The organism is Aeromonas sp. 600948, assembly GCF_049174875.1.
Classification (GTDB): domain Bacteria; phylum Pseudomonadota; class Gammaproteobacteria; order Enterobacterales; family Aeromonadaceae; genus Aeromonas; species Aeromonas veronii_A.
In genome coordinates, this window is sequence record NZ_JAAKTY010000004.1 from 244,401 (window position 1) to 269,469 (window position 25,069).

General features: G+C 57.5%; 22 protein-coding genes and 2 tRNA genes. 13 read left to right on the forward strand and 11 right to left on the reverse strand.

From position 1 onward, the window contains the following. Positions 1-22: 22 nt before the first annotated feature. On the forward strand, positions 23-1,009 hold the full coding sequence (locus G5182_RS05470; protein WP_227342035.1) for a hydrolase: 987 nt from the start codon (positions 23-25) through the stop codon (positions 1,007-1,009). On the opposite strand, the gene G5182_RS05475 is transcribed toward G5182_RS05470, so the two are convergent. Further along, positions 988-2,091: a membrane-associated sensor domain-containing protein gene (locus tag G5182_RS05475; protein WP_421254240.1), complete on the reverse strand. Its 1,104-nt coding sequence runs from the start codon at positions 2,089-2,091 to the stop codon at positions 988-990. The two genes, G5182_RS05470 and G5182_RS05475, sit on opposite strands and share 22 nt — an antisense overlap. A gap of 145 nt (positions 2,092-2,236) precedes the next feature. On the opposite strand from G5182_RS05475, the gene G5182_RS05480 reads away from it, so the two are divergent. Genes G5182_RS05480 through G5182_RS05490 form a run of 3 tightly spaced genes read left to right on the forward strand, consistent with a single transcriptional unit; the run spans position 2,237 to position 3,932 of the window. After that, a complete protein-coding gene (locus G5182_RS05480; protein ID WP_216952980.1) occupies positions 2,237-2,461 on the forward strand; it encodes a YheU family protein in 225 nt (74 codons plus the stop codon). 52 nt (positions 2,462-2,513) lie between these two features. Then, the gene (locus G5182_RS05485) at positions 2,514-3,383 is read left to right on the forward strand and encodes a phosphoribulokinase (RefSeq protein ID WP_157162054.1); all 870 of its coding nucleotides are present in this window, start codon (positions 2,514-2,516) and stop codon (positions 3,381-3,383) included. Between the two features lie 15 nt (positions 3,384-3,398). Then, positions 3,399-3,932, forward strand: coding sequence for a DUF4136 domain-containing protein (locus tag G5182_RS05490; protein WP_227342033.1), 534 nt, complete (start codon positions 3,399-3,401; stop codon positions 3,930-3,932). 148 nt (positions 3,933-4,080) lie between these two features. On the opposite strand, the gene G5182_RS05495 is transcribed toward G5182_RS05490, so the two are convergent. Next, a complete protein-coding gene (locus G5182_RS05495) occupies positions 4,081-4,377 on the reverse strand; it encodes an MliC family protein (protein ID WP_216952978.1) in 297 nt (98 codons plus the stop codon). Positions 4,378-4,474: 97 nt separating this feature from the next. Further along, positions 4,475-4,879, reverse strand: coding sequence for an OsmC family protein (locus G5182_RS05500; protein WP_216952977.1), 405 nt, complete (start codon positions 4,877-4,879; stop codon positions 4,475-4,477). A gap of 300 nt (positions 4,880-5,179) precedes the next feature. On the opposite strand from G5182_RS05500, the gene crp reads away from it, so the two are divergent. The 4 genes from crp (at position 5,180) to G5182_RS05520 (ending at position 9,000) form a co-directional block, all read left to right on the forward strand. Next, positions 5,180-5,818, forward strand: coding sequence for a cAMP-activated global transcriptional regulator CRP (gene crp / locus G5182_RS05505; RefSeq protein ID WP_005335304.1), 639 nt, complete (start codon positions 5,180-5,182; stop codon positions 5,816-5,818). 125 nt (positions 5,819-5,943) lie between these two features. Beyond that, positions 5,944-6,744: a putative RNA methyltransferase gene (locus G5182_RS05510; protein ID WP_227342032.1), complete on the forward strand. Its 801-nt coding sequence runs from the start codon at positions 5,944-5,946 to the stop codon at positions 6,742-6,744. A 343-nt stretch (positions 6,745-7,087) separates the two neighbouring features. Further along, positions 7,088-8,194, forward strand: coding sequence for a porin (locus G5182_RS05515; protein ID WP_227342031.1), 1,107 nt, complete (start codon positions 7,088-7,090; stop codon positions 8,192-8,194). A 176-nt stretch (positions 8,195-8,370) separates the two neighbouring features. Then, positions 8,371-9,000 (forward strand): murein L,D-transpeptidase catalytic domain family protein, encoded by a 630-nt coding sequence (locus tag G5182_RS05520; RefSeq protein ID WP_216952974.1) that lies wholly within the window; start codon positions 8,371-8,373, stop codon positions 8,998-9,000. Positions 9,001-9,076: 76 nt separating this feature from the next. On the opposite strand, the gene G5182_RS05525 is transcribed toward G5182_RS05520, so the two are convergent. Beyond that, positions 9,077-9,508, reverse strand: a complete 432-nt coding sequence (locus G5182_RS05525) for a universal stress protein (RefSeq protein WP_216952973.1) — start codon at positions 9,506-9,508, stop codon at positions 9,077-9,079. A 193-nt stretch (positions 9,509-9,701) separates the two neighbouring features. Here G5182_RS05525 and G5182_RS05530 point away from each other — a divergent pair, with 193 nt between their 5' ends. Then, positions 9,702-10,451, forward strand: coding sequence for a substrate-binding periplasmic protein (locus G5182_RS05530; RefSeq protein ID WP_216961110.1), 750 nt, complete (start codon positions 9,702-9,704; stop codon positions 10,449-10,451). An 18-nt stretch (positions 10,452-10,469) separates the two neighbouring features. On the opposite strand, the gene G5182_RS05535 is transcribed toward G5182_RS05530, so the two are convergent. Then, entirely contained in the window at positions 10,470-10,922 is a 453-nt protein-coding gene (locus G5182_RS05535) for an RNA methyltransferase (protein ID WP_216954310.1), read from the reverse strand. A gap of 204 nt (positions 10,923-11,126) precedes the next feature. Between G5182_RS05535 and G5182_RS05540 the strand changes: the two genes are divergently transcribed. Together G5182_RS05540 and G5182_RS05545 are read left to right on the forward strand one after the other, a co-directional pair. Further along, positions 11,127-12,218 carry a PfkB family carbohydrate kinase gene (locus G5182_RS05540; protein ID WP_227342030.1) on the forward strand — a complete coding sequence of 364 codons (1,092 nt, stop codon included), beginning with the start codon at positions 11,127-11,129 and terminating at the stop codon, positions 12,216-12,218. Continuing rightward, positions 12,212-13,120, forward strand: coding sequence for a pseudouridine-5'-phosphate glycosidase (locus G5182_RS05545; protein WP_421254241.1), 909 nt, complete (start codon positions 12,212-12,214; stop codon positions 13,118-13,120). The genes G5182_RS05540 and G5182_RS05545 overlap by 7 nt, the downstream gene beginning before the upstream one ends. Before the next feature lie 87 nt (positions 13,121-13,207). Here the strand turns inward: G5182_RS05545 and G5182_RS05550 are convergent, their stop codons facing one another. The 4 genes from G5182_RS05550 to G5182_RS05565 all read right to left on the reverse strand — a co-directional run bounded on the left by G5182_RS05550 (position 13,208) and on the right by G5182_RS05565 (position 16,140). Then, positions 13,208-13,933, reverse strand: a complete 726-nt coding sequence (locus G5182_RS05550) for a carbonic anhydrase (protein WP_216954309.1) — start codon at positions 13,931-13,933, stop codon at positions 13,208-13,210. Between the two features lie 350 nt (positions 13,934-14,283). Then, a complete protein-coding gene (locus G5182_RS05555) occupies positions 14,284-15,558 on the reverse strand; it encodes an alpha/beta fold hydrolase (protein WP_421254242.1) in 1,275 nt (424 codons plus the stop codon). A gap of 426 nt (positions 15,559-15,984) precedes the next feature. Beyond that, positions 15,985-16,060: transfer RNA gene (locus G5182_RS05560), tRNA-Asn, on the reverse strand. A 4-nt stretch (positions 16,061-16,064) separates the two neighbouring features. Continuing rightward, a tRNA-Phe gene (locus tag G5182_RS05565) sits at positions 16,065-16,140 on the reverse strand. Between the two features lie 265 nt (positions 16,141-16,405). Here G5182_RS05565 and rraB point away from each other — a divergent pair. Next, complete coding sequence (rraB, locus tag G5182_RS05570) at positions 16,406-16,741, forward strand: ribonuclease E inhibitor RraB (RefSeq protein WP_101531077.1); 336 nt, start codon at positions 16,406-16,408, stop codon at positions 16,739-16,741. 56 nt (positions 16,742-16,797) lie between these two features. On the opposite strand, the gene G5182_RS05575 is transcribed toward rraB, so the two are convergent. Then, positions 16,798-18,750, reverse strand: coding sequence for an EAL and GGDEF domain-containing protein (locus tag G5182_RS05575; RefSeq protein WP_421254245.1), 1,953 nt, complete (start codon positions 18,748-18,750; stop codon positions 16,798-16,800). Positions 18,751-18,935: 185 nt separating this feature from the next. On the opposite strand from G5182_RS05575, the gene G5182_RS05580 reads away from it, so the two are divergent. After that, the gene (locus G5182_RS05580; protein WP_216952967.1) at positions 18,936-19,430 is read left to right on the forward strand and encodes a hypothetical protein; all 495 of its coding nucleotides are present in this window, start codon (positions 18,936-18,938) and stop codon (positions 19,428-19,430) included. Positions 19,431-19,500: 70 nt separating this feature from the next. On the opposite strand, the gene G5182_RS05585 is transcribed toward G5182_RS05580, so the two are convergent. Continuing rightward, positions 19,501-25,050: a type I secretion C-terminal target domain-containing protein gene (locus G5182_RS05585; protein ID WP_421254243.1), complete on the reverse strand. Its 5,550-nt coding sequence runs from the start codon at positions 25,048-25,050 to the stop codon at positions 19,501-19,503. Between the last annotated feature and the right edge of the window lie 19 nt (positions 25,051-25,069).

Consider the following 25,069-nt stretch of genomic DNA (forward strand, 5'->3'; position numbering starts at 1 on the left):
TTCGACCCAGACCGACGACGCCATGCTGACCGAAAGCCACTTCCACGCCCCCTGGTGGGCCCGCAATCCTCATCTGCAGACCATATTGCCCAAATGGCTGCGCCGGACTCCGGCCCGATTTGTGGCCGAGCGCTTCGAACTGACTGACGGGGATTTTGTCGATCTCGCCTGGAGCGGCGAGATCACGACAGATTCGCGACCACTGGTGGTGGTCTTTCACGGGCTGGAGGGGAGCATTCACTCCCACTATGCCAAGGGATTATTCACCCATCTGCAGCAAGAGGGCAGAGAGGCCGTGCTGATGCACTTTCGTGGCTGCAGCGGCGAGCCCAATCGCCACCTGCATGCCTATCACTCCGGCGCCATCGGTGATGCGCAGGAGCTGATTGCCGAGCTGAGCCAACGCTTCCCGGGCAAACCGCTGATCGCCATCGGCTTTTCACTGGGTGGCAATATGCTGGTCAACTTGCTGGCACGGGCCTGTCCTGCGGCATTGAAAGCGGCAGTGGTAGTCTCAGCCCCGCTGCAACTGGCCAGCTGTGCCGAACGGGTCAATCAGGGTTTCTCAAAGGTCTATCAGAACTATCTGCTGCGTACCATGCGCCGCAATTTGCTCAGCAAGATCAGCCAACAGCAGAAAGCGAGTGAACGCTGGCAGCCCCGGCAAGTGGAGCAGATTGCCACCCTGCGCGATTTTGACGAACTGGTCACCGCGCCGCTGCACGGCTTTCACAGTGCCAGCCACTACTACCAGAGCTGCTCGGGACTACCGCTGCTGGCTCAAATCCCCATCCCGACCCTTATCCTGCACGCCGCCGACGATCCCTTTATGTCACACGCGGTCATTCCCCGGCCGGATCAACTCTCGCCCACGGTGCGCTATGAGCTGAGCCAGCGCGGCGGCCATGTCGGTTTTCTGCACGGCACCCCCTGGCGGCCAAAGTTCTGGTTGGATGAGCGGATCAGTCACTGGATTGCCGAACAGACTCAGGGTGCGGTGCAGAACTGATTGCGACCCCCAGCCTTGGCCATGTAGAGGGCCTGGTCGGTCCGCGCCAGTAGCTGCTCACCACTCTCCCCGCCTTCCAGTGTCGCGATCCCCTGACTGATGGTCACCCGACTGGCAACATCGGATGCCAGATGCTCAAGCTGCAATTCGGCCAGCCCATCCTGCAGCCGCCGCGCTACCGCAGCGGCGCTCTGCCTGTCGGCATCGGGCAGTAGCAACACAAACTCCTCGCCGCCATAACGGGCGGCCAGATCCGCCTCACTGCGCACCGAACGCATCATCAACTGCGCCACCTCCCGCAGGCAGACATCCCCCGCCTGATGGCCATAGTGATCGTTAAAGCGTTTGAAGTAGTCCACATCGATGAGGATAAGGGCAAGCGGGGCGCCGCTCGACTGACTATGGGCTTTGCAGCGTTCGAGCTCCTGACTGAAGTGGCGCCGATTGGCAAGACCAGTCAGTGGATCCTGCTTGGCCAGTGCATCGAGGCGCCGCAACAGGGCCAGATTGTCATGCTCACGCATCACGGCCAATTCAAACCAGCGATGCAGCATCCGGCGACCAACCTCCAGCGCCATTATGGTACATACCACCTCAAGCAGATAAAGCTGCGGAAAATCCACCTCCAGCCACCACAAACGCGCAACGCCAAATAGCAACGGTACACTGAGATAGGCATACAACACGCGTCGGTCGGGATAAAACGCGATCAGCGCAGCCAGTAAATTGAGGCGCATGATCCCGTTGGCATAACTTGCCCCTCCTCGCAGCTCAACTTCACCAATGGTGAAGATATGCAGCGTCCAGACGCCCCCCCAGACCAGCATTACGACCAATGCGCACCATAGCCAGACTCGATCCTGCAGATGATTGCAGAGCAGGGCTGCAACCGGCAGCAGCAGCAGCACGACCATGACAAAGCCCAGCTCACTCTGAAAGCGCCATGGCAGAGTACCGTCACTGGCCAGGCCTGCCTGGCTGTAGACCTGGTAGCGTATCGCCAGAAACAGCACAACCAGCCAGTTCAGCAACCAGAACCAGACCATGCCGCGACTGATGGCCTGGCGACGAGCAAGATCCATGTGAGCCGATATCGTTGAGGGGGCCCGGCGTTGCTCTTCAGACAACATGTCTCACACTCCACGAAACGCGTAAAAAGAGGTTGCACTCATTTTATTGCGCACAACAATAGCTGACGGTTATACCCTTTTGCATCGAGATCCCTTCATGATAATCCCCTGGCAAGCGTTGGATGCCGATACCCTGACCAACCTGATCGAACAGTTTGTGCTGCAAGAAGGCACCGAATATGGCGAACATGATGTTTCGCTTGAAGCCAAAGTCGCTATGGTAAGGACTCAATTACAGCAAGGCATCGCCGTGATCGTCTATAGCGAGTTGCATGAATCGGTCAATATTGTGCCACGCGATCGTTTCAACGAGCCGTCTTGACCATCTCGGGTTCACGCCCGTATAACGAAACTCCCAAGGAAGAGAGCATTCTATGTCGGCCAAGCATCCCATTATCGCCGTCACCGGGTCGTCCGGTGCCGGTACCTCTACCTCCACCATCGCCTTTCGATCCATGTTCCACCAATTGGGTTATCAGGCAGCCGTGGTGGAAGGTGACAGTTTTCACCGCTACACCCGCCCCGAGATGGATGTGGCAATCCGCAAGGCGCGTGAACAAGGACGCCACATCAGCTATTTTGGCCCCGAGGCCAATGACTTCGGCTTGCTGGAGAGCTTTTTTCAGGGCTATGGCCAGGATGGCACCGGCCAGTATCGCCGCTATCTGCACAGCTTTGACGAGGCGGTCCCCTTCAACCAGATGCCCGGCACCTTCACCCCCTGGCAGCATCTGCCGAGCGACACTGACCTGCTGTTTTATGAAGGGCTGCACGGTGGTGTGGTCACTGAGGATCACAACGTAGCCCGCCACGTGGACTTTCTCATCGGCGTGGTGCCCATCGTCAACCTGGAGTGGATCCAGAAGCTGATCCGCGATACCTCGGAGCGCGGCCACTCCCGTGAGGCCGTAACCGACTCCATAGTCCGCTCCATGGATGATTACATCAACTTCATCACCCCGCAGTTCTCGCGCACCCATATCAACTTCCAACGGGTGCCGACAGTGGACACCTCCAATCCCTTCAGTGCCAAGGTGATCCCGAGTCTGGACGAGAGTATGCTGGTGATCCGGTTTCGCGGCATAAAACAGGTCGATTTTCCCTATCTGTTGTCGATGATCGACGGCTCATTCATGTCACGAATGAATACCATCGTCGTGCCGGGTGGCAAGATGGGGTTTGCCATGGAGTTGATCCTTAAGCCACTCATCCAGCAACTACTTGAAACCGGCAAGATCACTTAAGCCAAGGAGTTCACAATGCGGTTAGCGTTTATCTCTGTGGTATTGGCCGCCCTGCTTGGCGGCTGCAGCAGCGGGCCGACGGCCCCCACGCTGGAGTCCGGCACCATGCTGGTTCGTCCGATTGGCAACTGGACCTATGGCGCAACCCCGCGCTACGCCCTGGCCGAGCAGTATCAATTCGCCGGTGAGCTGGCGGAAGGGTGGCTGGAGCCGATGCAGCAGGCGGTGAGCCGGGAGCTCAATGGCAAGGGGTGGCAGAGTGCGCCGCTCGACGAGGCGGATCTGTGGGTCGCCATAGGCGTCGCGGGCGGCAAGGATATGAGCGATGGCGAGATTTTCGCCCGCCTCGGCATGACGCCCGGGGTCTATGCCTCGGCCAACCAGCGCAAAGGCTCGCTGGCCATAGTGCTGCTCGATCGCAAAACCCAGAAAGCAGTCTGGAGCAGCATCATCCAGCTGACCAGCGATGTAAGCATTGCTGATAGCCAACGTCAGGCGCTCAGCCAGCAGCTCGCTGCCGAACTGCTTCATAGCGCCCCGACCAATTAACAGTTAATGCTGGCTTATTGAAAAGGGATGGATAGAAAAACGGCTTGCCTCCCGGCAAGCCGTTTTTTGTGGTCTCACAGTTTTGTCCCAGTCTGGTCTTGGCCAGACTGGGACACGAAGCTGCACGCCTTCAGATATCTGTGGTCACTTATTTAAGCGTACAGGTCAGCAGCGTAACCCCTTTCTGGGTGAGGAGCGCCTGTTTCTCCTGATTCCAGAAGGTGGTCAGGCCGTCAGAATATTTGGCGCCAGACTCTGACTCCACACGCGCCAGTTTGTGGTAAACCCCGGCATAGGGGAACTGCACCATGTCAGCCTGGGCATCATAGGTAATGGCCAGCATCTCTTCGCCACACTGGTATTGGCTGTATTGATACTGGGTAGGTTGCGGGCTGCTGCACGCCGCCAGACCCAACAGGGGAAGCAGAGCGATCAATTTTTTCATTGCACTTTCCTTATGTGATGGCCTTATGTAATGGCCTTGTGCAGAGGCCTCATGTGACGGCCTTATGCCAGGGTACCAACGAAACAATCGTCAGTTATCAAGCTTCAACAATTTGATAACTATGGGTAATTTGTACCGCTTTTTCCAACATCAGGGAAACAGAACAGTATTTTTCCATCGACAGATCGACCGCTCTGGCCACCTGTTTCTCTGCCAATCCCTTGCCTGTCACCACGAAGTGCAGATTAATCTTCTCGAAAACCCGGGGCACGCTATCAACCCGTTCGCCACTGACCTCGACATGACAAGCGGTCACCGACTGGCGCGCTTTTTCTAGGATGGAGACCACATCAATAGAGCTGCAGCCACCGACCGCCAGCAGGATCATCTCCATCGGGCTGGCCCCCTCACCGGGGTTGGCTCCATCCAGGATCACCTTGTGACCGGATTCACTCTCACCCACAAACTTCATCCCTTCCACCCAGCTGACCTTGGCTTTCATCTCGCACTCTCTCCTGTTAATCGTGATGATGGATCCCTAGCATAACCCAGTCGCTTATCTCTGCCGAACAGGGGGAGTTGGGATGGAAATAGATCAAAATCAACATCTCCGACCTCTATCTTCCCTAGAATGGCGGAAGCAGCGCAGCAGGCATTACCCAAAGGGCTCTTGCAAAAGGGCGCAAAGCCTTGTCAGCACAGACAAAGGCTCTTATCCTACTGCGACTAATACAAGGAATGGCAAGATTGGCAGCTTGCCCGGACGCACAAGTCCATAAAAAGACACTACAGAGGAATTCTCATGGTTATTGGCAAACCGCAAAGCGATCCCACCCTGGAATGGTTCTTGTCGCACTGCCACATTCATAAGTATCCCGCGAAGAGCACCCTGATCCATGCGGGTGAAAAAGCGGAGACCCTCTACTACATCGTCAAGGGCACTGTGGCCGTCTTGATCAAGGACGATGAGGGCAAAGAGATGATCCTCTCCTATCTGAACCAGGGTGACTTCCTGGGCGAGATGGGGATGTTCGAGGAGAACGAGAATCCCGAGCGTTCCGCCTGGGTTCGCGCCAAAGGCTCTTGCGAAGTGGCCGAGATCTCTTACAAGAAGTTCCGCCAGCTGATCCAGGTCAACCCGGACATTCTGATGCGTCTCTCTGGCCAGATGGCCAAGCGCCTGCAGCACACCAGCCAGAAAGTGGGTAACCTCGCCTTCCTGGATGTGACCGGCCGGATCGCCCAGACTCTGCTCAACCTGGCCAAGCAGCCAGATGCCATGACCCACCCGGATGGGATGCAGATCAAGATAACCCGTCAGGAGATCGGCCAGATCGTCGGCTGCTCCCGTGAAACCGTGGGCCGCATCCTCAAGATGCTGGAAGAGCAGGAGCTCATCTCCGCTCACGGCAAGACCATTGTGGTATTTGGCACTCGCTGATGACCCGTCCGCAGGGCTGACTGAGGCCTTGGGATAAAAAAGGCTGCTACGGCAGCCTTTTTTGATCCTCTCCCCTATAATCCCGAACGCCCTTCACTGTTCCGGCATTCGCCCAGAGAGTTACTATGCACCTTCAATGTCCCCGTTGCCGCAGTCCGCTCCATCTTCATGAAGCCTCCCAGGGGCGCTATTGCGACAACAAGCATCACTTCGATCCGGCACCGGAAGGTTATCTGGATCTCATCCCCGGCAAGAAAAACCCCAAAGACAGCGACAGCCGTGCCCTGATGCGCGCCAAGCACCATTTCCTGGAAGCCGGCCACCAACTGCCGCTGGTCGAGGCCATGGCCTCCCTGCTCGCTCCCCTTGCCCCACAAGAGCTGGTTCATCTGGGATGTGGTGAAGGCTACTACTGCCGCGAGCTGGCAGAGCGCCTGCCCGGCTGGCAGTTTGCTGGGGTTGATATCGCCAAGAACACCATCTTTGCCGCCAAAAAAGCGCAGCCGGACGGCCAGTTTGTCATTGCCGATCCCGCTCGCGCGCCGTTGCAACCGGGCTCTGCTCAGGTGCTGCTGGTCAACGATCTCAAGGTCAAGACGGAACAGCTGGTCAGCTGGCTGGCCCCCGGTGGCTATCTGCTCTATCTGCAGCCGGGCCCGCGTCATCAGTGGCAACTGCGGGTCAGCCTCAATCCGGTGAGTATGGAACACCCTTTAAGCTGGCCCTCGCTTGCCGGTCTCCGGCTGGTAAGCCAGGAGCGCTGCCAGTTCCCTATCTCTATGGATCAGACCATGCGCGCCTTTATTCTGGAGACAAGCCGTCTCGGCTGGCGCGCCAACGGCGAACAGCGCCATGCCTTTATCCAGCAAGGTCCGGCACAGCTGGAACAGGATTTGCTGATGACACTGTGGCAAAAAGCAAGCTGACCGCCTGACAGGAGCACGGCAAGTGCTCCTGTCCCATTTTCCTCCCGCCACTCTTCTCCCCCTTCGTGATTCGCCTCACAACTTGAGTCATCGACCTTATTGGTCAGGCCAGCTTTAATGTCAAAACAGCCAATAGAGAATAATTCATTGAATTTAATCTCTTTTTAACCTGTCAAAAAACGTCATATCCAGTATCAACAGCGCCCTTCAGCACCAAATTAAACGACGACAGATTCAGGCCCAGTCAAGGTTCAAGCGCCTACCGTGTGGCTATCGGACCCTTTCCGATTTCCATAGAACCGACCACAGGTTCGGAAGTGTTTACATCAGAGGAAATAAGGATATGAAAAAGTCTGCACTGACTATGGCCATCTCCAGCTTGCTGCTGGCCAGTGGCGCCCACGCTGCTACCGTTTACAACCAGAACGACACCAAGCTGGATATCGGTGGCCGTGCCCAGGGTGCCTACTACGGCACTGACAACAACAGCGCCGAAGGAGATCAGAGCTACTTCCGTCTGCACGTTGCTGGCGAGACCAAGATCGCTCCCGAGATGAAGGCATTCGGCTTTGCCGAATACAACCTGCCGACCTCCGGTTCTGACAACGATGAACTGCGTTACGCCTATGCCGGCATCCAGCACGATCGCTTCGGTGCCTTCAGTTATGGCCGTCAGGATGGTCTGTTCACCAAGGCCGTAAACAACTATACCGACGTACTGCCCGAATGGGGTGGTGATGGCCTGGGCAAAGATACCGAAGTATTCGGTACCGGCCGTACCAACGGTCTGGCTCAGTACATCTTCAACTACGAAGGTCTGACTCTGGGTGCCCAGTTCACTGGTAACAATACCCCGCAAAATGCTGGCCGCAGCGCCATTGCCGAGTCCTTCAACGGTAACCTCTACAACGGTGAGAGCTGGAACAGCACTGGTTCCAAAGAGGGCTTTGCCTTCTCTGCCAACTATGACTTCGATATGGGTCTGAGCCTAGGCGCTGCATACAACCAGGCTGGCAAAACTGCCGAACAGGCCCGCTACGCAGCCTTTGGCGGCGAGAAAGATGCCAAGCTGATGGGCTTCGGTGCCAAATATGCTGCAGGCGACCTCTATCTGGCGGCAACCTATTCCCACGGTGAGAACCACCTGTTCGTCAACAACGGCTACGCCGAGAAGATGGATGGTTACGAAGCCGTTGCCCAGTACACCATCGGCAAGTTCAAGCCTTCTCTGGCTTACCTGCGCACTGACGTCAAAGATACTGCCCACGGCATTGACGACACCTACACCGAGTACGTATCCATCGGTGCCTGGTACAACTTTACCGAGAACTTCAACGCCTACGTTGACTACAAGCTGAACCTGCTTGACTCTGTTGATGGCAAGTCCACCAACTCTCTGGGCAAGAACACCGACGACGTTGTTGCTGTCGCCCTGCAGTACAACTTCTAAAAGGTTGACTGTCGGTTATACCCTGTGAAACCAATGTCTACTGTTTGAATTTCTTCCGGCCGCTCTGCGGCCGGTTTTTTATTGCGCGTTTTCAGCACCTTGCATATAACTATCGAGCGGATAGCTGTAATTTCAGCCCGTTGGACAAGCAAGGATGCGCAAAGAGGGGAGCAGGGATGACAGAGTTACTCGGAAAACGGTGGGGGCCACTGTGGCCAGTGTTACTGTTGCTGGTGAGCATCGGCTGGAGCGGGAATAGCGCCGCCAGTAGTGAGCGCAACCTCTATCAGCAGCTTGGGCTGGCCGGCAAACTCGACAGACAAACCTTTCAAAAAGCCCTTGTCAGCTATCAAAGCGTACGCAGCAAGCAAAAATCCATCCTGACCATCATTGATTACAGCAAGCCTTCGACTCAGCGCAGGCTGTTCGTCATCGACATGAAACGTCACAAACTGCTTTATCACACCTGGGTAAGCCATGGCCGCAACTCAGGTGAACTAGCCGCAGAGCGCTTTTCCAACCAGCTCAACTCCCGACAAAGCTCCCTCGGCGTCTATCGTACCGCAGAAACCTACTTGGGCAAGCATGGCTACTCCCTGCGGCTGGATGGGCTCAGCCCCGGCAAAAACTGCAATGCCCGCAAACGTGCCATCGTGGTGCATGGCGCCGCCTATGCCAGCCCAAACCATCTGCGCAAATATGACAAACTGGGCCGCAGCTGGGGCTGTCCCGCCCTGCCAAAGGAACAAGCCAGGGCCATCATAGATACCATAAAAGGGGGCAGTGTCATCTACGCCCACGGCTAACGGGCACAACACCATAAAACACAAGGCCAGCAATCGCTGGCCTTGTTTGTCACGCTCTCACACTAAACGGGACGAGTTATTGGCGCACCACCAGGACCGGGCACGGAGCATGACGCACCACGGATTCGGCAACGCTGCCTACCAGCAGATGGCTGATGCCGGAGCGGCCGTGACTCCCCATAACGATCAGTTCAACCTCGTCTTCCTTGGCCTGGATAATGATTTCATCCGCTGCCCTGCCAAAGCGAATATCAAACGTTGCCGGAATAGGCAGGGTGGCAATCAGCTCTTTGAGTTGGGCTCTGGCCTGACGCTCCATTTCGTGAGTGATCTCAACGGCTGTCATATGAAGAATTTTGTAACTGTCAAAGCCGTGCAGTTGGTCTACGACATGGATCAGCTTGAGCTGGGCCTCATGGCTCTGCGCCATGAATACGGCATAGTCGAGTACCGCCCGGGACATTTGGGAAAAATCGACAGGACAAAGCAGAGTTTTGATCGATGGCATAATGCAGTCTCCTCTACTGATTGGGGTACTATTGAATCTTGAGTTCATCATAACCATCAGATTGAAAATAACTCTCGACCCTGTCGCAAAATGAACATCAGGGATTTTTTCTGTACGCCGTCGCCATCAATGCCATGGTATAAAGTAGGGTATCAGTGTTTTTTCCTCTGCCCCAGCGAGGCCAGCTCTGACCATGCTACGCATCTGTCTGTTGCTCTGTTGTCTGTTCACTGCGGCGAATTGCCGGGCAGAGTCTATTGACGTTTATTGCGATGATTGGCCCGGTTTTTGTCAAAAGGATGGCAAAGGCCTCTATCTAGATCTGGTGCGAGCCATCTACCAGCCTCACGGCTATCAGGTAACCCCCCATATTGTGCCCTATAAGCGCGCTCTCGCTGTCATTGCAAAAAAAGGGGGAGATATCGCCATGGGGGTATATCGCGATGAAGTATCCGGCGTCCAGCAATCTCGCTATCCGGCATCAGCGGATGACCTGACCGTGTTCATGCTCAAGAAATGGCAACCCCAGTGGCAAGGGGAGAAAAGTCTGGAAGGGCAAACCGTGATATGGCGGCGGGGCTGGGCATTCGACAAGTACATTGCGGTCACCATGCAGTGGCATGAAATTGACAGCGATGAGCTGGCCCTGCAACTGCTTGGTAAAGAGCGATATCGCTTTTACCTCACTGCCGGCGTGCTCTATGTGGATGAGGCTATCCCTCCCGAGCTGCATCGCGTCTTCCTGCGCTGGATCCCGACCTATCCCATTTTTGCCGATACCCAGCAAGGCAACCGGATGTTACAGCTCTGGGATAAGGGAATGGTTGAGTTGATCCGCAGCGGGGGTCTGGCAGAGATCTATAAGCACTATCAGCTCTATGACTACTATCAGGGTTTTATCGAAGAACTGGAACAGAAAGTGGCTGCCAGTCCTGCAGACTGAATGATAACGTTGCGCTAATTACTCTCCCCTCATTCCCTTGGCCAAGCGGTCGTAGAGGATCACATTGACCGAGGCCGCCAGATTCATACAGCCACTGGTCGGCACATAAACCACATCTTTCACCGCGCCATAGAGGGCAGGATCGAGCGTACCATCCTCCGGCCCGAAGATATAAAAAGCGCGTTCCGGATGGACATAGTCGGGGAGCGGTGTAGCGCCGTCGATCAGATCGACCACCACGGGCACGCATCCCTGCGGGATAAACGCCATCAGATCATCCACCCCGAGCAGCGGGATCTTCTCCACCATCTGCTTGGTATCAGTGGCAAAGCGGCGCGCCAGCTCGAAGCGGTTGCCGGTGTAGTAGACCTCGTCCACCCCGTAACAACCCGCAGCCCGCATCACGGAACCGACATTTTCCGGGGACTTGGGATTGACCAACCCCACGCAGCAGAATGCACTCTTTTCCATCATCTCTCCTCATCTTGCGACGGCCATTATAAGCCGTTGCAGGGCCACCGACCCGTTAAAAGTCCCCTCCCCAGCTAAACCGCTTGCCAACCCAGCTTTGAATGTCGATTTTTTGTGCGCAAGCCGACAAATTTTGTACAAGCCGATAGCCAGCAAACGTTTCCCAGCAATAATGGACAAACGTTTGTAAATGGATGTTTGTCTATGACTGAGCGTGAACAAGAGATCCTAGCCCTGCTGCGTCAGGATCCCATGATTGCCCAGCAGGATCTGGCCGATCGCCTCGGCATCAGCCGCTCCGCGCTGGCCAGCCACATCTCCAGCCTGATCCGGCAGGGATATGTGCAAGGCAGAGGTTATGTACTGCGAGAAGGCCCCTACGTAGTGGTGATCGGCGGTGCCAATATGGATATTTGTGGCACCAGCCACGACAACCTGCTGCTCGGTGACTCCAACCCGGGCAAAGTGCGCACTTCAGCCGGTGGTGTCGGCCGCAATATCGCCGAGAATCTGGCGCGATTAGGGAGCGATACCCGGTTGCTGACTGCCGTCGGCAACGACCAGTATGGTCACCATCTGCTAGAGGTGAGTCAACGAGCCGGCGTCGATGTACGCCAGACCCTGGTGCTCGATGGTCACGCGACCTCCTGCTACCTCAGCATTCACGATGGGAGCGGTGAAATGAGCTGCGCCATTAACGACATGGCTATCATAGAGCAGCTCACCCCTGCCCGCCTGACCCCCCTTGGCGGCTTTCTCGGGGGTGCCAAGCTCTGGGTGCTCGACACCAATCTGGCCATCCACACCCTCGACTGGCTGTTCGAACGACAGGGGGATCACGCCATCTTTGTCGATACCGTCTCGGTGGCCAAGGTGGAGAAGATCCGCCCCTGGCTCGGCAAGATCCACACCCTCAAACCCAATCGCAGCGAGGCTGAGCAGCTGTGTGGCATGACCATCGCCGGGCCAGACTCTTGGCCCATGGTAGCCGCCTGGTTCCACCGCGCCGGAGTCAAGCGATTGTTCCTCAGTCTGGGTGAGCAGGGGATCTTCTATAGCGACGGCGAGCAGCAGGGCCACCTGCCGATACTGGGCAGCCCGGTGCTCAACGTCACCGGTGGCGGGGATGCCTTTATGGCCGGCCTCGCCCACGCCTGGCTGCAAGATCTCGATATCACACAGACCACCCGTTTTGCCCTGGGCTGTGCCGCCCTCACCGTCAATTGTTCCGATACCGTTTTTTCCGGTCTCTGCAAAACCGCCGTTGACCGCATACTGGAGGAGTACCCATGCTGAATACTTACCTCGATATCCAACCGGAAGTTGCTGCCGCGCTGGCCGCCGGCAAACCGGTGGTTGCCCTCGAATCCACCATCATCTCCCACGGCATGCCCTATCCACAGAACGTGGAGACGGCCCGTCAGGTGGAGCAGGTGGTGCGCGATAACGGCGCCATGCCGGCCACCATCGCCATCATCGACGGCCGCCTCAAGGTGGGTCTGGATGCTGGTGCACTGGAAGCACTGGGCCGGGCAGGCCACAGCGTGACCAAGTGCAGCCGCCGCGACATTCCGTTCGTACTGGCGCGCAAGGGGATGGGGGCCACCACGGTCGCCTCCACCATGATCATCGCCGCCATGGCGGGGATCCGGGTCTTTGCCACCGGTGGCATTGGTGGGGTACATCGCGGTGCGCAGGAGACCTTCGATATCTCAGCCGACCTGCAGGAGCTGGCACAAACGCCGGTGGCCGTAGTCTGCGCCGGAGCCAAGTCGATACTCGATATCGGGCTGACCCTGGAGTATCTGGAGACCCAGGGCGTGCCGGTGATCGGCTATCAAACCGAGGAGCTGCCAGCCTTCTACACCCGCGAGAGCGGCTTCAAGGTCGATTATCGCCTCGATACCCCGGCGGCCATCGCCGAGGCGCTGCGCCTCAAGTGGGAGCTGGGACTGGCGGGCGGCGCCGTGGTGGCCAACCCCATCCCGACCGCACACGCCATGCCGAAAGCTGATATCGACGCAGCCATTGCCCAAGCGCTGCGTGAAGCGGATGAGCAGGGGATCAAGGGCAAGGCGTCAACCCCCTTCCTGCTGGCCCGCGTCTGCGAGCTGACCGGCGGCAACTCACTGGCGGCCAACATTCAGCTGGTACTGAACAACGCGGCGCTTGGCGCCCGCATCGCCGCCGCGCTTTAATTGCACACCGATACCTCGCCATGTAAAAGAGGGCCTCGCGGCCCTCTTTGTTGTTTTTGCTATCTGCAGCGCTATTGCAACGCTGTGTTATTGCAGTACCACGCGCCCATTGAGGGGCTGCACCGGTCGGTTGTTGGGGTGGTGCATCACCGCCTTGAAGGCGTCGATCTGGGCCTGACTGACCTCAACCGGCTGCTTCATCACCAGCCAGCGCACCCCTTCCGAGCAGGGAGGCGTTGTAAGGGAACCGCTGAAGCGATAGTAGTCATGGCTTTCCGGCAGCAGTTGCTCAGCAGAAAGCGGCGCCTTGAGGGCCTGGATCTCCCCCACCTTGGCAGGTAATGCACTCCAAGCTGCCGCCAGCGCAGGATTGGCCTTGCCAGCCTCGAACATCACCGCCACCACGGCGATCTCTTCCTTGTCACTGACGTGCACCAGATGCCCTTCCAGCGGATAGGATTTGCCCTCGATGAGGTTTTCACTCGGGGCGTGGAAGTGGAACTGCTTGAGCTCAAACCTGGTGCCATCGAGTTGCAAAATGCTGCCCGGGGCATAACCGACCTGCACGGTATGACCATTGTTGACCACTGTGTTGCCACCCGCCTGATAGTGGAGTACCAGCGGGGCCAGTTTGGCCTCGACCAATCCGTTCAGGTCAACCGGCGACTGATTGCTACCCGCACACTGGCCAAACTCAGGGGTCAGCTTGGCCCAGTGGGTAGGCCCCGCCTCACCGCTATATTCCCAATGGGGGGTGGCAGCAAACACGACAGGGCACAGCAACAGGGAGCAGGCCAACAGAGACTTTCTCATCATACATCCTTATCTTGATTGAAAAGCACGACCATCCCCTACCCCGGATTGCGGGGCATGCAGAGATGGCATATCTGATACGCGGGATACAGAGCGGTAGAGCGACTTTCTAATGGTAACGAGCACGAGTTGGTCAATCGGTTTGACCGCGGCTCAATACAGAGTCGTTTGGCAAGTATATGGTGAGGGATCGGCAGAAACAGTGAAAGAGGGGGAAATTAATCAGCCGGCTATCCACTCATCGTCTGGCAGGCGCGGGGCAAGGTTCAGGGCGTCACGCTTTCATAACAACCATCCATAACAATCATCGCGGGAGTCCGGACTCCCGCGATGATTGCCGATAACGACAATTAACGGTCGCGATTCAACGCGATCAGACGATCAAGAATCTCTTCACCATCGGCGCGCAAACCGTTGTGCTCATATTCATTGGTGATCCAGGCACGACTGTTGCCAAGGCCACGCAGAGTTTCGCGACTGTAGTCAAACTCCACATACATATCCTCGGGATAGACGGCGCAGGCTACCGGCACCTTGTTGCGGGCAAGCTGTGCCGAGTCATAGAGCGCCCCCCAGTCAGCCTTGTTGGCCAGCAGATGAGCCGCCTCTTTCAGGGGCAGCAACTCGCGGAACTGCTCGAACATCCAGGGGTAAACCATCTCGCCGGTGAAGGCGAAATCCTTGCCGGGTGCCCAGTTCACCGCCGGGAATTCCCCCCTGACCCGGGCGGCGGCCCAGCGAGTCGCCTCCCCTTCGGCATAGATAGCTTCGTGCAAGATGGCAAACAGCGGGTTGGTATTGAATGGCTGCATGCTCTGCACCTGATAGAGAAAGGCCGGGCTCAGCTTGTCACCGATAAAGGCCTCCTCCAGCAGGTAATAAAGCTCCTCAAAGGCACCCGTAGTGCCGAGATCCAGCCCTTGCTGCTGGAACTGCTCCACCGTCAGGCGCTGGCCGTTGGGCAGTCGCACATCGTGCTGGTGCAGATGGTTGGCCAGCCGGTTGGCAATCCCCTGAGCGTGGGGGAAGCGGGCGAAGAAGGCGCGGTTCTTGTCGGCCACCCGCTGATAGGTGGCGCGGTAAACCTCCTCGGCACTGCGGCCGATCGGCGCGATACCGCCGGTGATATAGACCTCCCGCAGACTGTCAGGGAAAAACGAGAGATAGGTCAGGCAGCAAAAGCCGCCAAAGCTTTGCCCCAGCAGGCTCCAGCGATGCTTGGGGCTGAGCTCCTGCCGGATGAACTCGGCATCTTGCACTATGCTGTCGGCGCGAAAATGGCTGAGATACTCCGCCTGCTCGGTCGGTGTCATTTTGGCCAGAATATGCCCATGGATGGGGCTCGACATCCCGGTGCCACGCTGATCCAGCAGCAGCACTCTGAACTCCTGCAACGCCCGCTTGAGCCAGCCACTGTTGGCCGTCGGACGCGGCGCGCCGAAACCGGGACCACCCTGCAAAAAGAGCAGCCAGGGCAACTTCTCATCGAGTTTGTCTTTGCGGCAGAGGGTGCGGGCAAACAGGGTAATGCTGTCACCATCCGGCTCATCATGATCGAGGGGAACGGTAAAAAAGTGCGGCTCGCAATGAATGCCGTCCAGTACATAGCTCAAGGGGCTGTTCATCTGGGGTCTCTCCGTCAGGATGGGAACATCATTGACCCCATCATAGCCCCGCCCAGCCACAGGGTCACTCCGGTTTTCCAAAATGTTAACAATGGCTTAAAGGTCGAAACATCACCCGACAAGCCGCTCTTCAACGGTGCTGAATTAATTGTTTTGCAGGGGAGATTGACGCCATGGCGCCATTCAACAAAGATGGCTCGCCTGCACAGGAGTGCAGCCATTCAGGCCGACAAAATGGATAAGGGAATGTGATGAAACCGAAGTGGATCAGGGCCAGAAAAAGAGAGAAGAAGCCATGCCCTGGCAGCATGCTGCAGACCGGAATGCTGCTGTTCAGTGCCACCTGTGGCGCAACGCTCTTTTTGGCAGCATGCAACAGCAACTAGAAATGAAAAAGCCCGCTCGATTGAGCGGGCTTTTCGAATTTGGCTCCTCCTACTGGACTTGAACCAGTGACATACGGATTAACAGTCCGCCGTTCTACCGACTGAACTAAGGAGGAATTGTGGTGCCCAGAGACGGAATCGAACCGCCGACACGGGGATTTTCAATCCCCTGCTCTACCGACTGAGCTATCTGGGCAACGGCGCGCATTAAACCCTTTCCAGCGCAGAGTGTCAACCATGATGGCACGATAAAAAGCGCGTTCGCTCAACAACCGAACGAAGCGGCCATTTATTATCCATTTCAGTCCTGTTTGCCGTACTTGCTGGCCTCTGCACGCCCTGCAGGCTGTGCCAATATGATGGAAATTCGAGGCTCAGTGGGTCAGCCGCATTGAGCCGAATCCACTCTGCGAGTATGCTTTGCCGCAATGATACCGCCTGGAGGCAACATGAGTCTGAATATGCAAGAGTGGCGTGATGAGACCACCGAGATCGTCAACGAACTGCTGGCCGATGGCAGCAATCCCGATGCGGATTACGACATCGAGCACCACTTCGCCTGCCAGGATTTCGACCGTCTGGAAAAAGCAGCGGTTGACCTGTTCAAGGCCGGTTTTGAAGTGACCGATGCCGAAGAGATGGAGCTGGATGACGGCGCCACCATCTTCTGCTTCGATGCCACCGTCGAGTGCAAGCTGAATGTCGAAGCGATCGTCGCCGATATCGCCAAGATGCTGCCCATCCTGGAAAAATATGGGGTGGATTACGATGGCTGGGGCACCTACTTCCAGGATTGATCCCTGCCACAAACAGAGAGGCCACCTGCGGGTGGCCTCTCTGTTATTGCAGACTGTCACAAATAACTGGCGGCAAACTGCTCGGGCGACAACGGGGGGCTGAACAGATAACCCTGTAGCCGATCACACCCCGCCTGGGTCAGCCACAACTGTTGCTCGACGGTTTCCACCCCTTCTGCAGTAATGCAGATCCCCAGCTCATGACCAAGTCCGATGACCGATCTCACGATGGCGGTGGTGGCACTGTTGCTGACCAACCCCTGGGTGAAGCTGCGATCCAGCTTGAGCGTGGCGACCTTGAGCCTTGGCAGATAGGCCAGCGAGCAATACCCAGTACCGAAATCATCGATGGCCAGTTGAAAACCGGCGGCGATCAGGTTATCCAGGTTGGTCTCGATCTCATCGGCATTCTCCATCAAGACTCCTTCAGTGATCTCCAGCTCCAGCTGGCCTGCATTCAGACCATGACGTGCAATGCAGCCCTGCACCAGCTTGCAGAGCGCCGGATCACGAAACTGCAACGGCGAAAGGTTGATGGAGAGTACCATATCCGGCTGATCGGTTTGCCACTGGGCCAACTGAGCACACCCCAACTCCAGCATCAGCTGACCAAGTTGGCCGATGATCCCCATCTCTTCGGCCAGTGGAATAAATTCTTCCGGCGAGATCATGCCAAGTTCAGGATGCGGCCAGCGGCAAAGCAATTCTGCACCACAAAGCAGATGGGTTGTGCTGCTGATAATGGGTTGGTAGACGGCAACCAGCTGGGATGACTTGATGGCGAGCGGTAACTGGGCGGCGATCAGTTGACGCCGCTTGAGCCGGGCGTGCAGCGCCGGATCAAACAGAGTGCAGTACTGCTGCTGCCGCTTGCCCTGCGCCAGCGCCGCTTCAGCATGGCTGAGCAACCGCTCGGCATCGCTTGCCCGCCCCTGAGCCAGCCCCAGAAACACCGGGATCTGGATACGATGCTCTTCCACCTGATAGTACTCCATCAACTGCTGCTGCAGATGCTGGTTCCATTCCTGCAACGGCTCGTTGAAATCGGGGAGTAACAGACAGAAGTCATCGGCAGCCACCCGGCAGAGCAAGGTTCGCGGCGGAACCAATTGCTGTAGTCGCTTGGCCACCTGGCTCAGCAGGCGATCGGCAATCCGGATCCCGAAGCGATCGTTAACCTCACGAAAGTGGTGCAGATCGACCAGCACCAGTGTGGCGCTGCGGCACCCCAAATGGCGGCTGGTCTGCAAGAAACGGGAGAGTTTGAGCAGCCCGGTGAGGCTGTCGTAGTGCTGCTCCTGCTGCAACTGTGCCTGAGTGGTGCGCAAGCCAGTGATATCGCGCCCCAGCGTCAGGATCCCGAGGGAGTGACCATCCCCATCGGGGACATCGACCCGGGTGATCTCCATATGCCGTCCCTGCCCTCTGGCATCCAGCAGACAACATTCGCCGTGGCCCATCCCTTGGGGTGCCGCCAGCCGGAACGGCAGCTGCTGACCCAGCACCTCATCCGCCCCCTGACCAATAAAGTCGAGAAACGCCTGGTTGCACTCCAGCAACACACCGTTGTGATCATCGAAACGGATCAGGTCAGGGATGGCATCGAGCAGAAAACGCTGCAACACCTGCTGTTTTTTGACCGTCTGTTCCAGGTGCTTGCGCTGGGCAATCTCGTTGACCATTCCGAATACGGCATATGGCTCACCCTGAGCCGTGTAAAGCGGGATCTTGTGCACCTCCATCCAGCAGGTCTCACCACCCCGATTACAGTGCAACTGTTGATGAAGCAAGGGAACGCCCCCCGTCAGCAACTGCGCGTCCTCGGTACGAAATACATCGCCCCATGGCATCTCTGCATCACTCTTGCCGACCACCTCGGCGGGTGAACCCAGCCTGGCCTCAATGGCAAATTCACGATTGGCAAACAGGTAGCGACCATGCCTATCACGACAGAAGATACTCATTGGCAACTGGTCGATGATCTGCTGAAGCAGATCCGGGGTAAGCATGTTGGTCACAGGGGCGCTTATGGAGGAATTTCGAGCAAATCTATGATAGCAAACCAATTTTGTAAAGCACCCCCGGTAACCCCTCCGTTTACACCGATGCAGCACGCATGCTGACAGAGGTTGTCGCTCAGGTGATAATAGGCACCGGTTGGCCAATGGCCTGATAAATGGACGAGAGAAGCAAGATGAAAAAGATGATGGGGTGCGCATTGGCGCTGCTGCTGGCAGGTTGTGCTGGCGACAATAACGGTGGTGAGGAGTATCGCTACAACCCGCCGGTCGCCAAGGCGACCAACAATACCCAGGAGATGGCGATCCCGGTGGATCTGGTGTGGGCTCGCGCCGAAAAGTGGTTCACCGACCACGGCCTCACCATCGAAAACAGTCAGCGCGGTGCCGGCCTGATGACCGCCAATGTCAACCAGTCGGCCGACGGACTTGAGTGGCTGGACTGCGGCACCATGGGTTCCAAAGTAGCACTGGGCAACCCTGACCTGCAGATCAACCTGATCATCACCCAGAGCGGCAACAGCAGCGTGGCCACCGTCAACGTCAAAGGCAACACCGAGCTGTTCTTTGTGGAATCCTCAGGCGAGCGCGTATCAGCCCCGTCCATCAAGCCGGTCTGCGTCTCCCGCGGCACCCTTGAGCAGAGCCTGTTTGCCACACTCGGCAACTAATTTCGCCTCCCTGCCAAGATAAAAAAAGCGGCAGATTGCTCTGCCGCTTTTTTACTGTCCCGAGTTGGGCTTACTTGTCGATATCGAGCATGTTGTTGGTCAACATGTAATCGATCACCTGGTTGGCAGTAGTACCTGCCCCCCCCGTCAGACTATCGAAAGTATGGTTCATCAGCACTATTTCCTGAGTCACCGACGCAGTACTGCTCTCCTTGACCTGTAGATGTACCCCTTCATTGTCCTGGAACACCGACAGCAGGCTCTTCAGATCGTTCTGGTTACGAGAACCGTCGTGATCCAACAGGTCGCTCAGATCCAGCTTGTCACCTTCCGCCTTGGAGAAGTCGACCACGTAATCCTTGGCAACGCTGCCTGCGGCGGTATCGCCCTGCAGCCAGGTGAAGGTATCGGCACCGCTATCCCCCTTGAGAATGTCATTGCCAAGCCCGCCAACCAGGATGTCATTGCCCAGACCACCGATCAGGTTATCGTCGCCAATACCACCAAACAGGGTATCGTTGCCGCTGCCACCGTACAGGGTATCGTTGCCGCTCTCGCCATACAGGGTGTCGTTGCCGGCACCACCGAACAGGATGTCGTTGCCGGCACCACCGAACAGGAAGTCATCGCCACCCTGACCGAACAGGATGTCGTTGCCATCCCCGCCAATCAGCACGTCCGCCTTGTCATTGCTGGAGGACTGATCGAACTCGCTGGCATGGTCCGTGATGTAGTCATGGACCTGGGCATCGGTCACCGAGCCTGCGCCCAGCTTGCCGGCCACATACTGCTTGATGGCCGCGTAGCCTTCACCGTTGATACCGGCGAAGTGGATGGCATCCCCGAACAGGATGTCGTCGCCAGCACCGCCGTCGATCCGGTCACTGCCCGGCAGGTTATTCACCGAGGTGCCCAAGATGGCGTTGGCTAGATCGTTGGCTGACACGTTGGACTGCACAATCTGATCACTGTCGAACAGCTTCAGGGTATCGATGGAGACGTTGCTGCCGATGCCGATCGCTTCCAGCGTCACGTTATTGGCCAACAGAAGTGGCAGAACAGCCAGAGCGTTGTGCAATGCCCAGTAGTTGCTGTCATAGGAGGTGGAGATCTCGAAGGTACCATCCCCCTGTGCCTTCAAGGTCCCGATGGTGGTCGAGCTCCACTTGTTATTGCTGTTTTGCGACCACTGTTGAACCCTGCCACTAGCATCGATCAGCACCCTGTTGGTACCACCTATGTTGGCGTAGAAGGCCTCCCCTGCCACATAGTTGTTGACGTTGACAAACGAATCGAGACGTTCGTTGGTCTTCGTATTCACGATAGGGTTGGTCTGTTCATAGTCGTAATAGGTGTTTGGTGCCCCATCGGTAATGAAGTACGCCAAGTTCTTCGCGTTGGTGTTGTTCTTGGCGGTGTCGCTGTTGAACCAGTTGGAGGTAGTCTTGAGCGCATCCTCGTAGTTGGTCGCCCCACCGTTCCAGTTACTGCCGTCCATGCTGTCGAGCACGGCCTGCAACTTGGTCAGTACATTGGGGTCCTTCAAGTCCACGCTGATGGACTTGTTGGCCTGACTGTCGAAGTCCACCAGGAAGATATTGACCTTGCCTGCCCCCTCAGTACCGGCACTGGTCTTGAGGGTTGCAAACACCTGTGCCAACTGGCTCTTGATGGTGTTCATGGCGCTGGTGCCGATACTGCCCGAGCTGTCGACCATAAAGGCGATGTTGTAGTTCTGGCCCGGCAGTACCACGCTGCCATCCAGATCCCCGACCACGATATTGTGCTCGTTGCCATAGGTGCGGTTCTGATCTCCCGGCTCCCCTTCGGTGGAAAGGAAGTAGCTCATGCGGATCGAATCCTGATCCGATGCACTGCTGGTCTGATAGGTCGCCACTTCCTTGGCAATGGCTTCTACCTTGAGGTCGAACTGGCCGGCACTGCTGCCCGGCACCCGCAGGGTCAGACCGGTCAGTTTGACGTCCAACGCGCTCTGGTTCCACAGACCGGTCAGCGTCAGCGTGCCATCGGCCCCCACGGTACCTAGCACGGTGGAGCCCTGATAGAGGGTCGACCCCGTCGGCATGCCGGTCAGCACCAGGCTGTCGAACTGCTCGCTACCATCACGGTCGGTCAGGGAAGCAGTGATCTCGAGCGGGTAATCCACCACACTCGGCTGTACCGCCGTCAGGGTGCCGTCGGTCTGGTTGAACTGGTAAATGCCGTCATCAAACTGCACCAACTCGATGTCGTAGAGCGACTTGCTGATGGTGACGCCGTTCTCCTTCACCAGGAAGTTGAAACCGCCGTCACTTCTGCGCTCGATGACATAGTTGGCACGCGAGCCCATCAGTACGGCCAGGTCGGTACCGGCGCCGCCAAACAGGGTGTCGCCACCCAATCCGGCCACCAGGATATCGTTGCCGGTACCGCCGTCGAGGGTGTCACCTGAGGTGGAGTTGCCACCGACCAGCACGTCATTGCCAGCACCGCCGACGAAGTAATCGCCGCCGCCCTTCACGCTGACGATATAGTCATTGCCGTTGCCGCCCACCACTTGATCCTGACTGGTGGTGCTGTCGGTCAGACTATTGGTGATGCCAAAGTTGCCCTTGTTGAAGTTGCTGCTCTGGAACGCCCCGGTGGAGATGCCGGACGACGGGTACTGGGTATAAAGCGGGACGCCGTTGCCGGTCAGGCTGATGTCGACCACCGGCTTGTCCGCGACCGCCGTGATATCGATCACCAGCTTGCCTGAGTTACTCAGGTTGGCACCATCGCTGATCTGGTAACCCAGAGTGGCGTAGTCCCCTTGCTGGTTGCCCGTCGTCGTACCGCCACCATTGAGGGCATTGCTGCTGGATTCATTGAGACTAGGCACAAAGCGCAGATGGCCGCTGTCGATATCGGCGTAGGAGACAAGATCCCCCACCTTCACTGCAATCCACTGGCCAGCAGCGTTCAGGTATTCCAGCTTGCCGCTCAGCGGCAGGGTGTTGATCTGCACGCTCAGGTCAGAAGCGGCCTGATCATCGCTGGCACCAAACTGGGCCCACTTCAGCACCAGTGGCGTGTCCTCCTTGCCGGCACTGTAGCCACCCGTGGTCACCGGCGCCCGATCGTTGTCCACTATGGTGCCGGTCCCGCTCTGCCCACCGATGGTCACCGAGAGGGTCTCGTTCGTTTCGACCAAGCGATCGTTCACCGTCGGGATGGTCACAGTGAAGTCCGACACACCGGCTGGTACCGTGATCTTGCCGGTAGTGCTGTTATAGGTCACACCATTGCTGAACTGGGCATTGCCCCAATCCTGGTTGGAGGCGGGGTTGTTGCCCGAACCACGAATGGCGAAATCGTATTCAGTCGCTTCCTGGGTCGCATCTGACAGGGTGACTTTGTGCAGCAGATTGCCCCCTTCGGTTACGCTCTCGCTGGAGACTCCCTGAACCAGCGGCGTGAAGAGAGGCTTGGTTGCAAAGGAGCCAATGCTGGCGTCGCCGTCACCATCCACCACCCGGACCTGGAAGTCGATGTCGCCATCACCCAGAGGTTTGGACATGCGCTGATACTGGAAGAACTCCCACTTGCCTGTGGCCGGCGTAAACTCCAGCTTGAAGATGAGGTTGCCGTCCTCATCCTTCCCGACCAGGGTATTGGCGCCGCTGGCGGTGATGGCGATGGCAGAACCGGAAGCCGTTCGCAGACCATTTTCGAAGGTTGCCGGGTCCATTAGCAGCCCGATGGAGCCCTTGCCATCCGCCCCCCACTGCGGGGTCACGGTGCCAGAACCATAGGCGATTGCCTGCGCCGTGTTGGAACCGAGGAACTCGATGCTCTGTACGGTGAAGTCGCTGTTGTCGGAGGTATTGGTGCTGCCGTTGTTGGTCGCCTTGATCACCATGGTATCAAAGCCACCCTGCTGCACCTGGAAGTTCTGGTTGAACTCCCCACCCGATGCGTTGGAGTTGAATACCAGGGTACTGATCAGTACACCACCGCGATAGAACTCCACGACCCCGCTCTCCAGCTCGCCGCCAAACATTTTGCTGAACTTGATGTTGGCGCCGTAGGCAACCTTGCCCGCATCCAGCCTGACGATCAGCTGCTCGGAGGCGGACGATCCGTCGGCAAAGTGACGGAAGTCAATCTCGTTGGCGAGGTTGTGGTAAGGCGCAGCTCCGCTGGCCACCCCCAGCCCCGAGCTGGAACCGTTGACCACCGCCGTTACCAGTGAGGAGTCTGTTGCCGACTTGAAGCCCAGGGCGCTGATAGTAAAGCCCGCCATGTTCAGAGTGCTCTGGTTGCCACTGTACTTGGTCAGGTCAAAGAGCCCGGTCAGCACGTTCGGAATATCGGTCTTCACCACGGAAACGGCATCGCTGTTGTCGGCAATGGGGGAGTCGTCCTCAACGCTGACATCCAGCTTGTCCTTGGTGACGCCGCTGCCATCGGAGACCTCCACATCCAGCTGGAACGACAACTTGTCTTCCGAGGTCGTATCCCCGTGGTCGAGGGGACCTTTGAGGGTCACGTCATAGGTCCACTCACCCTTTCCACTGGCATTGGGTGCCGTCAGCTTGACCTCGACCACAGCCTTGTAATCGGCGCCGCCAATCACCCCTGTGTAGCCAACCAGCGTCTTGCTGCCCGCATCCCAGCTCCACTGGACCTTTGCCCCACCGGACGTCAGCCCGGCCGGTCCATTCAGGGAAATGTTGAGTGTGCTGCTGTCGATGTCGCCCACCGAGAGGGTACCGGACGCCTTGATGGCATTGGTGGTATCCGGATTGCCGACCGTGTCGGCAATGCCGTTTGCCAACCCCTCTTCAGAGACGATAACCCCGTTGGAGATGGTCAGCGTCGGCAGATCGTTGACCGCATCCACCTTGATGGTCACGGTTGCGGGACTCGCATCCACGGCGCCGTCGTTGTCTACCGCCGCATAGTTGAAGCTGGTGTTGCCGTTCCAGTTCGCATTCGGAGTGAAGGTGAGGTTGCCGGCGTCCGCCACCGCAATGCTCTGATCCACGGTCACCGCCACCCCGTTCAGATAGAGGATGCCGTTGGCAGGCAGGCTCTTGATAGTGAAACTCACCACGTTGCCATCAATGTCGCTGCCACTGAGGGTCGGAATGGCGATGCTGGCTGCATCTTCCTGGCCGTTTGCCTGCTTGTTCGCCGTCTCCGGCGCTTCATTCAGGATCTGCGCGTTGTCGCTGCCCGGCAGTGAGACGTTGCCCGCCTTGTCGGTCTGGGTCGCCGTCACCGTCAGCGACTTGCCGTTGGCCGGGGTCGTTTCCGTCCAGCTGATGGTGCCGTTCTGATAGCCGTAGCTCTTGCCATTGCTTGCCAGCAGGGTGCCATCGGCCTTGAGCGTCAATTGGACAGTACTGTTCACCCCACCATTGTTGATGGTCAGCGTCACCTTGCCGCCCGCAACCAAGTCAGCATGATTGACCTCTGCCCGAACCTGGATCTGATCATTGCCAATCTCGGCCTTGGTCAGCATTTGGTCATTATTGGTGTCATCAACGATGGTCACGGTCGGTGCTGAGGAAGCTACGCTGTCCAGGATCGCCTCTTCCTTGTCGCTCGCCGGGTTGCCCGCCTGGTCGGTCACGTCCGCCTTCACGGTGAAC

Bases quoted from the DNA above. Each gene is read 5' to 3' on its own strand.
- G5182_RS05525 (WP_216952973.1), bottom strand. From the start codon at position 9,508: ATGCCATCGATCAAAACTCTGCTTTGTCCTGTCGATTTTTCCCAAATG.
- G5182_RS05515 (WP_227342031.1), top strand. From the start codon at position 7,088: ATGAAAAAGTCTGCACTGACTATGGCCATCTCCAGCTTGCTGCTGGCC.
- G5182_RS05470 (WP_227342035.1), top strand. From the start codon at position 23: ATGCTGACCGAAAGCCACTTCCACGCCCCCTGGTGGGCCCGCAATCCT.
- G5182_RS05580 (WP_216952967.1), top strand. From the start codon at position 18,936: ATGAAAAAGATGATGGGGTGCGCATTGGCGCTGCTGCTGGCAGGTTGT.
- G5182_RS05550 (WP_216954309.1), bottom strand. From the start codon at position 13,933: ATGAGAAAGTCTCTGTTGGCCTGCTCCCTGTTGCTGTGCCCTGTCGTG.
- G5182_RS05545 (WP_421254241.1), top strand. From the start codon at position 12,212: ATGCTGAATACTTACCTCGATATCCAACCGGAAGTTGCTGCCGCGCTG.
- G5182_RS05520 (WP_216952974.1), top strand. From the start codon at position 8,371: ATGACAGAGTTACTCGGAAAACGGTGGGGGCCACTGTGGCCAGTGTTA.
- G5182_RS05500 (WP_216952977.1), bottom strand. From the start codon at position 4,879: ATGAAAGCCAAGGTCAGCTGGGTGGAAGGGATGAAGTTTGTGGGTGAG.
- G5182_RS05535 (WP_216954310.1), bottom strand. From the start codon at position 10,922: ATGGAAAAGAGTGCATTCTGCTGCGTGGGGTTGGTCAATCCCAAGTCC.
- rraB (WP_101531077.1), top strand. From the start codon at position 16,406: ATGCAAGAGTGGCGTGATGAGACCACCGAGATCGTCAACGAACTGCTG.
- G5182_RS05540 (WP_227342030.1), top strand. From the start codon at position 11,127: ATGACTGAGCGTGAACAAGAGATCCTAGCCCTGCTGCGTCAGGATCCC.
- G5182_RS05475 (WP_421254240.1), bottom strand. From the start codon at position 2,091: ATGGATCTTGCTCGTCGCCAGGCCATCAGTCGCGGCATGGTCTGGTTC.
- G5182_RS05480 (WP_216952980.1), top strand. From the start codon at position 2,237: ATGATAATCCCCTGGCAAGCGTTGGATGCCGATACCCTGACCAACCTG.
- crp (WP_005335304.1), top strand. From the start codon at position 5,180: ATGGTTATTGGCAAACCGCAAAGCGATCCCACCCTGGAATGGTTCTTG.
- G5182_RS05575 (WP_421254245.1), bottom strand. From the start codon at position 18,750: ATGCTTACCCCGGATCTGCTTCAGCAGATCATCGACCAGTTGCCAATG.
- G5182_RS05555 (WP_421254242.1), bottom strand. From the start codon at position 15,558: ATGAACAGCCCCTTGAGCTATGTACTGGACGGCATTCATTGCGAGCCG.
- G5182_RS05495 (WP_216952978.1), bottom strand. From the start codon at position 4,377: ATGAAAAAATTGATCGCTCTGCTTCCCCTGTTGGGTCTGGCGGCGTGC.
- G5182_RS05530 (WP_216961110.1), top strand. From the start codon at position 9,702: ATGCTACGCATCTGTCTGTTGCTCTGTTGTCTGTTCACTGCGGCGAAT.
- G5182_RS05485 (WP_157162054.1), top strand. From the start codon at position 2,514: ATGTCGGCCAAGCATCCCATTATCGCCGTCACCGGGTCGTCCGGTGCC.
- G5182_RS05510 (WP_227342032.1), top strand. From the start codon at position 5,944: ATGCACCTTCAATGTCCCCGTTGCCGCAGTCCGCTCCATCTTCATGAA.
- G5182_RS05490 (WP_227342033.1), top strand. From the start codon at position 3,399: ATGCGGTTAGCGTTTATCTCTGTGGTATTGGCCGCCCTGCTTGGCGGC.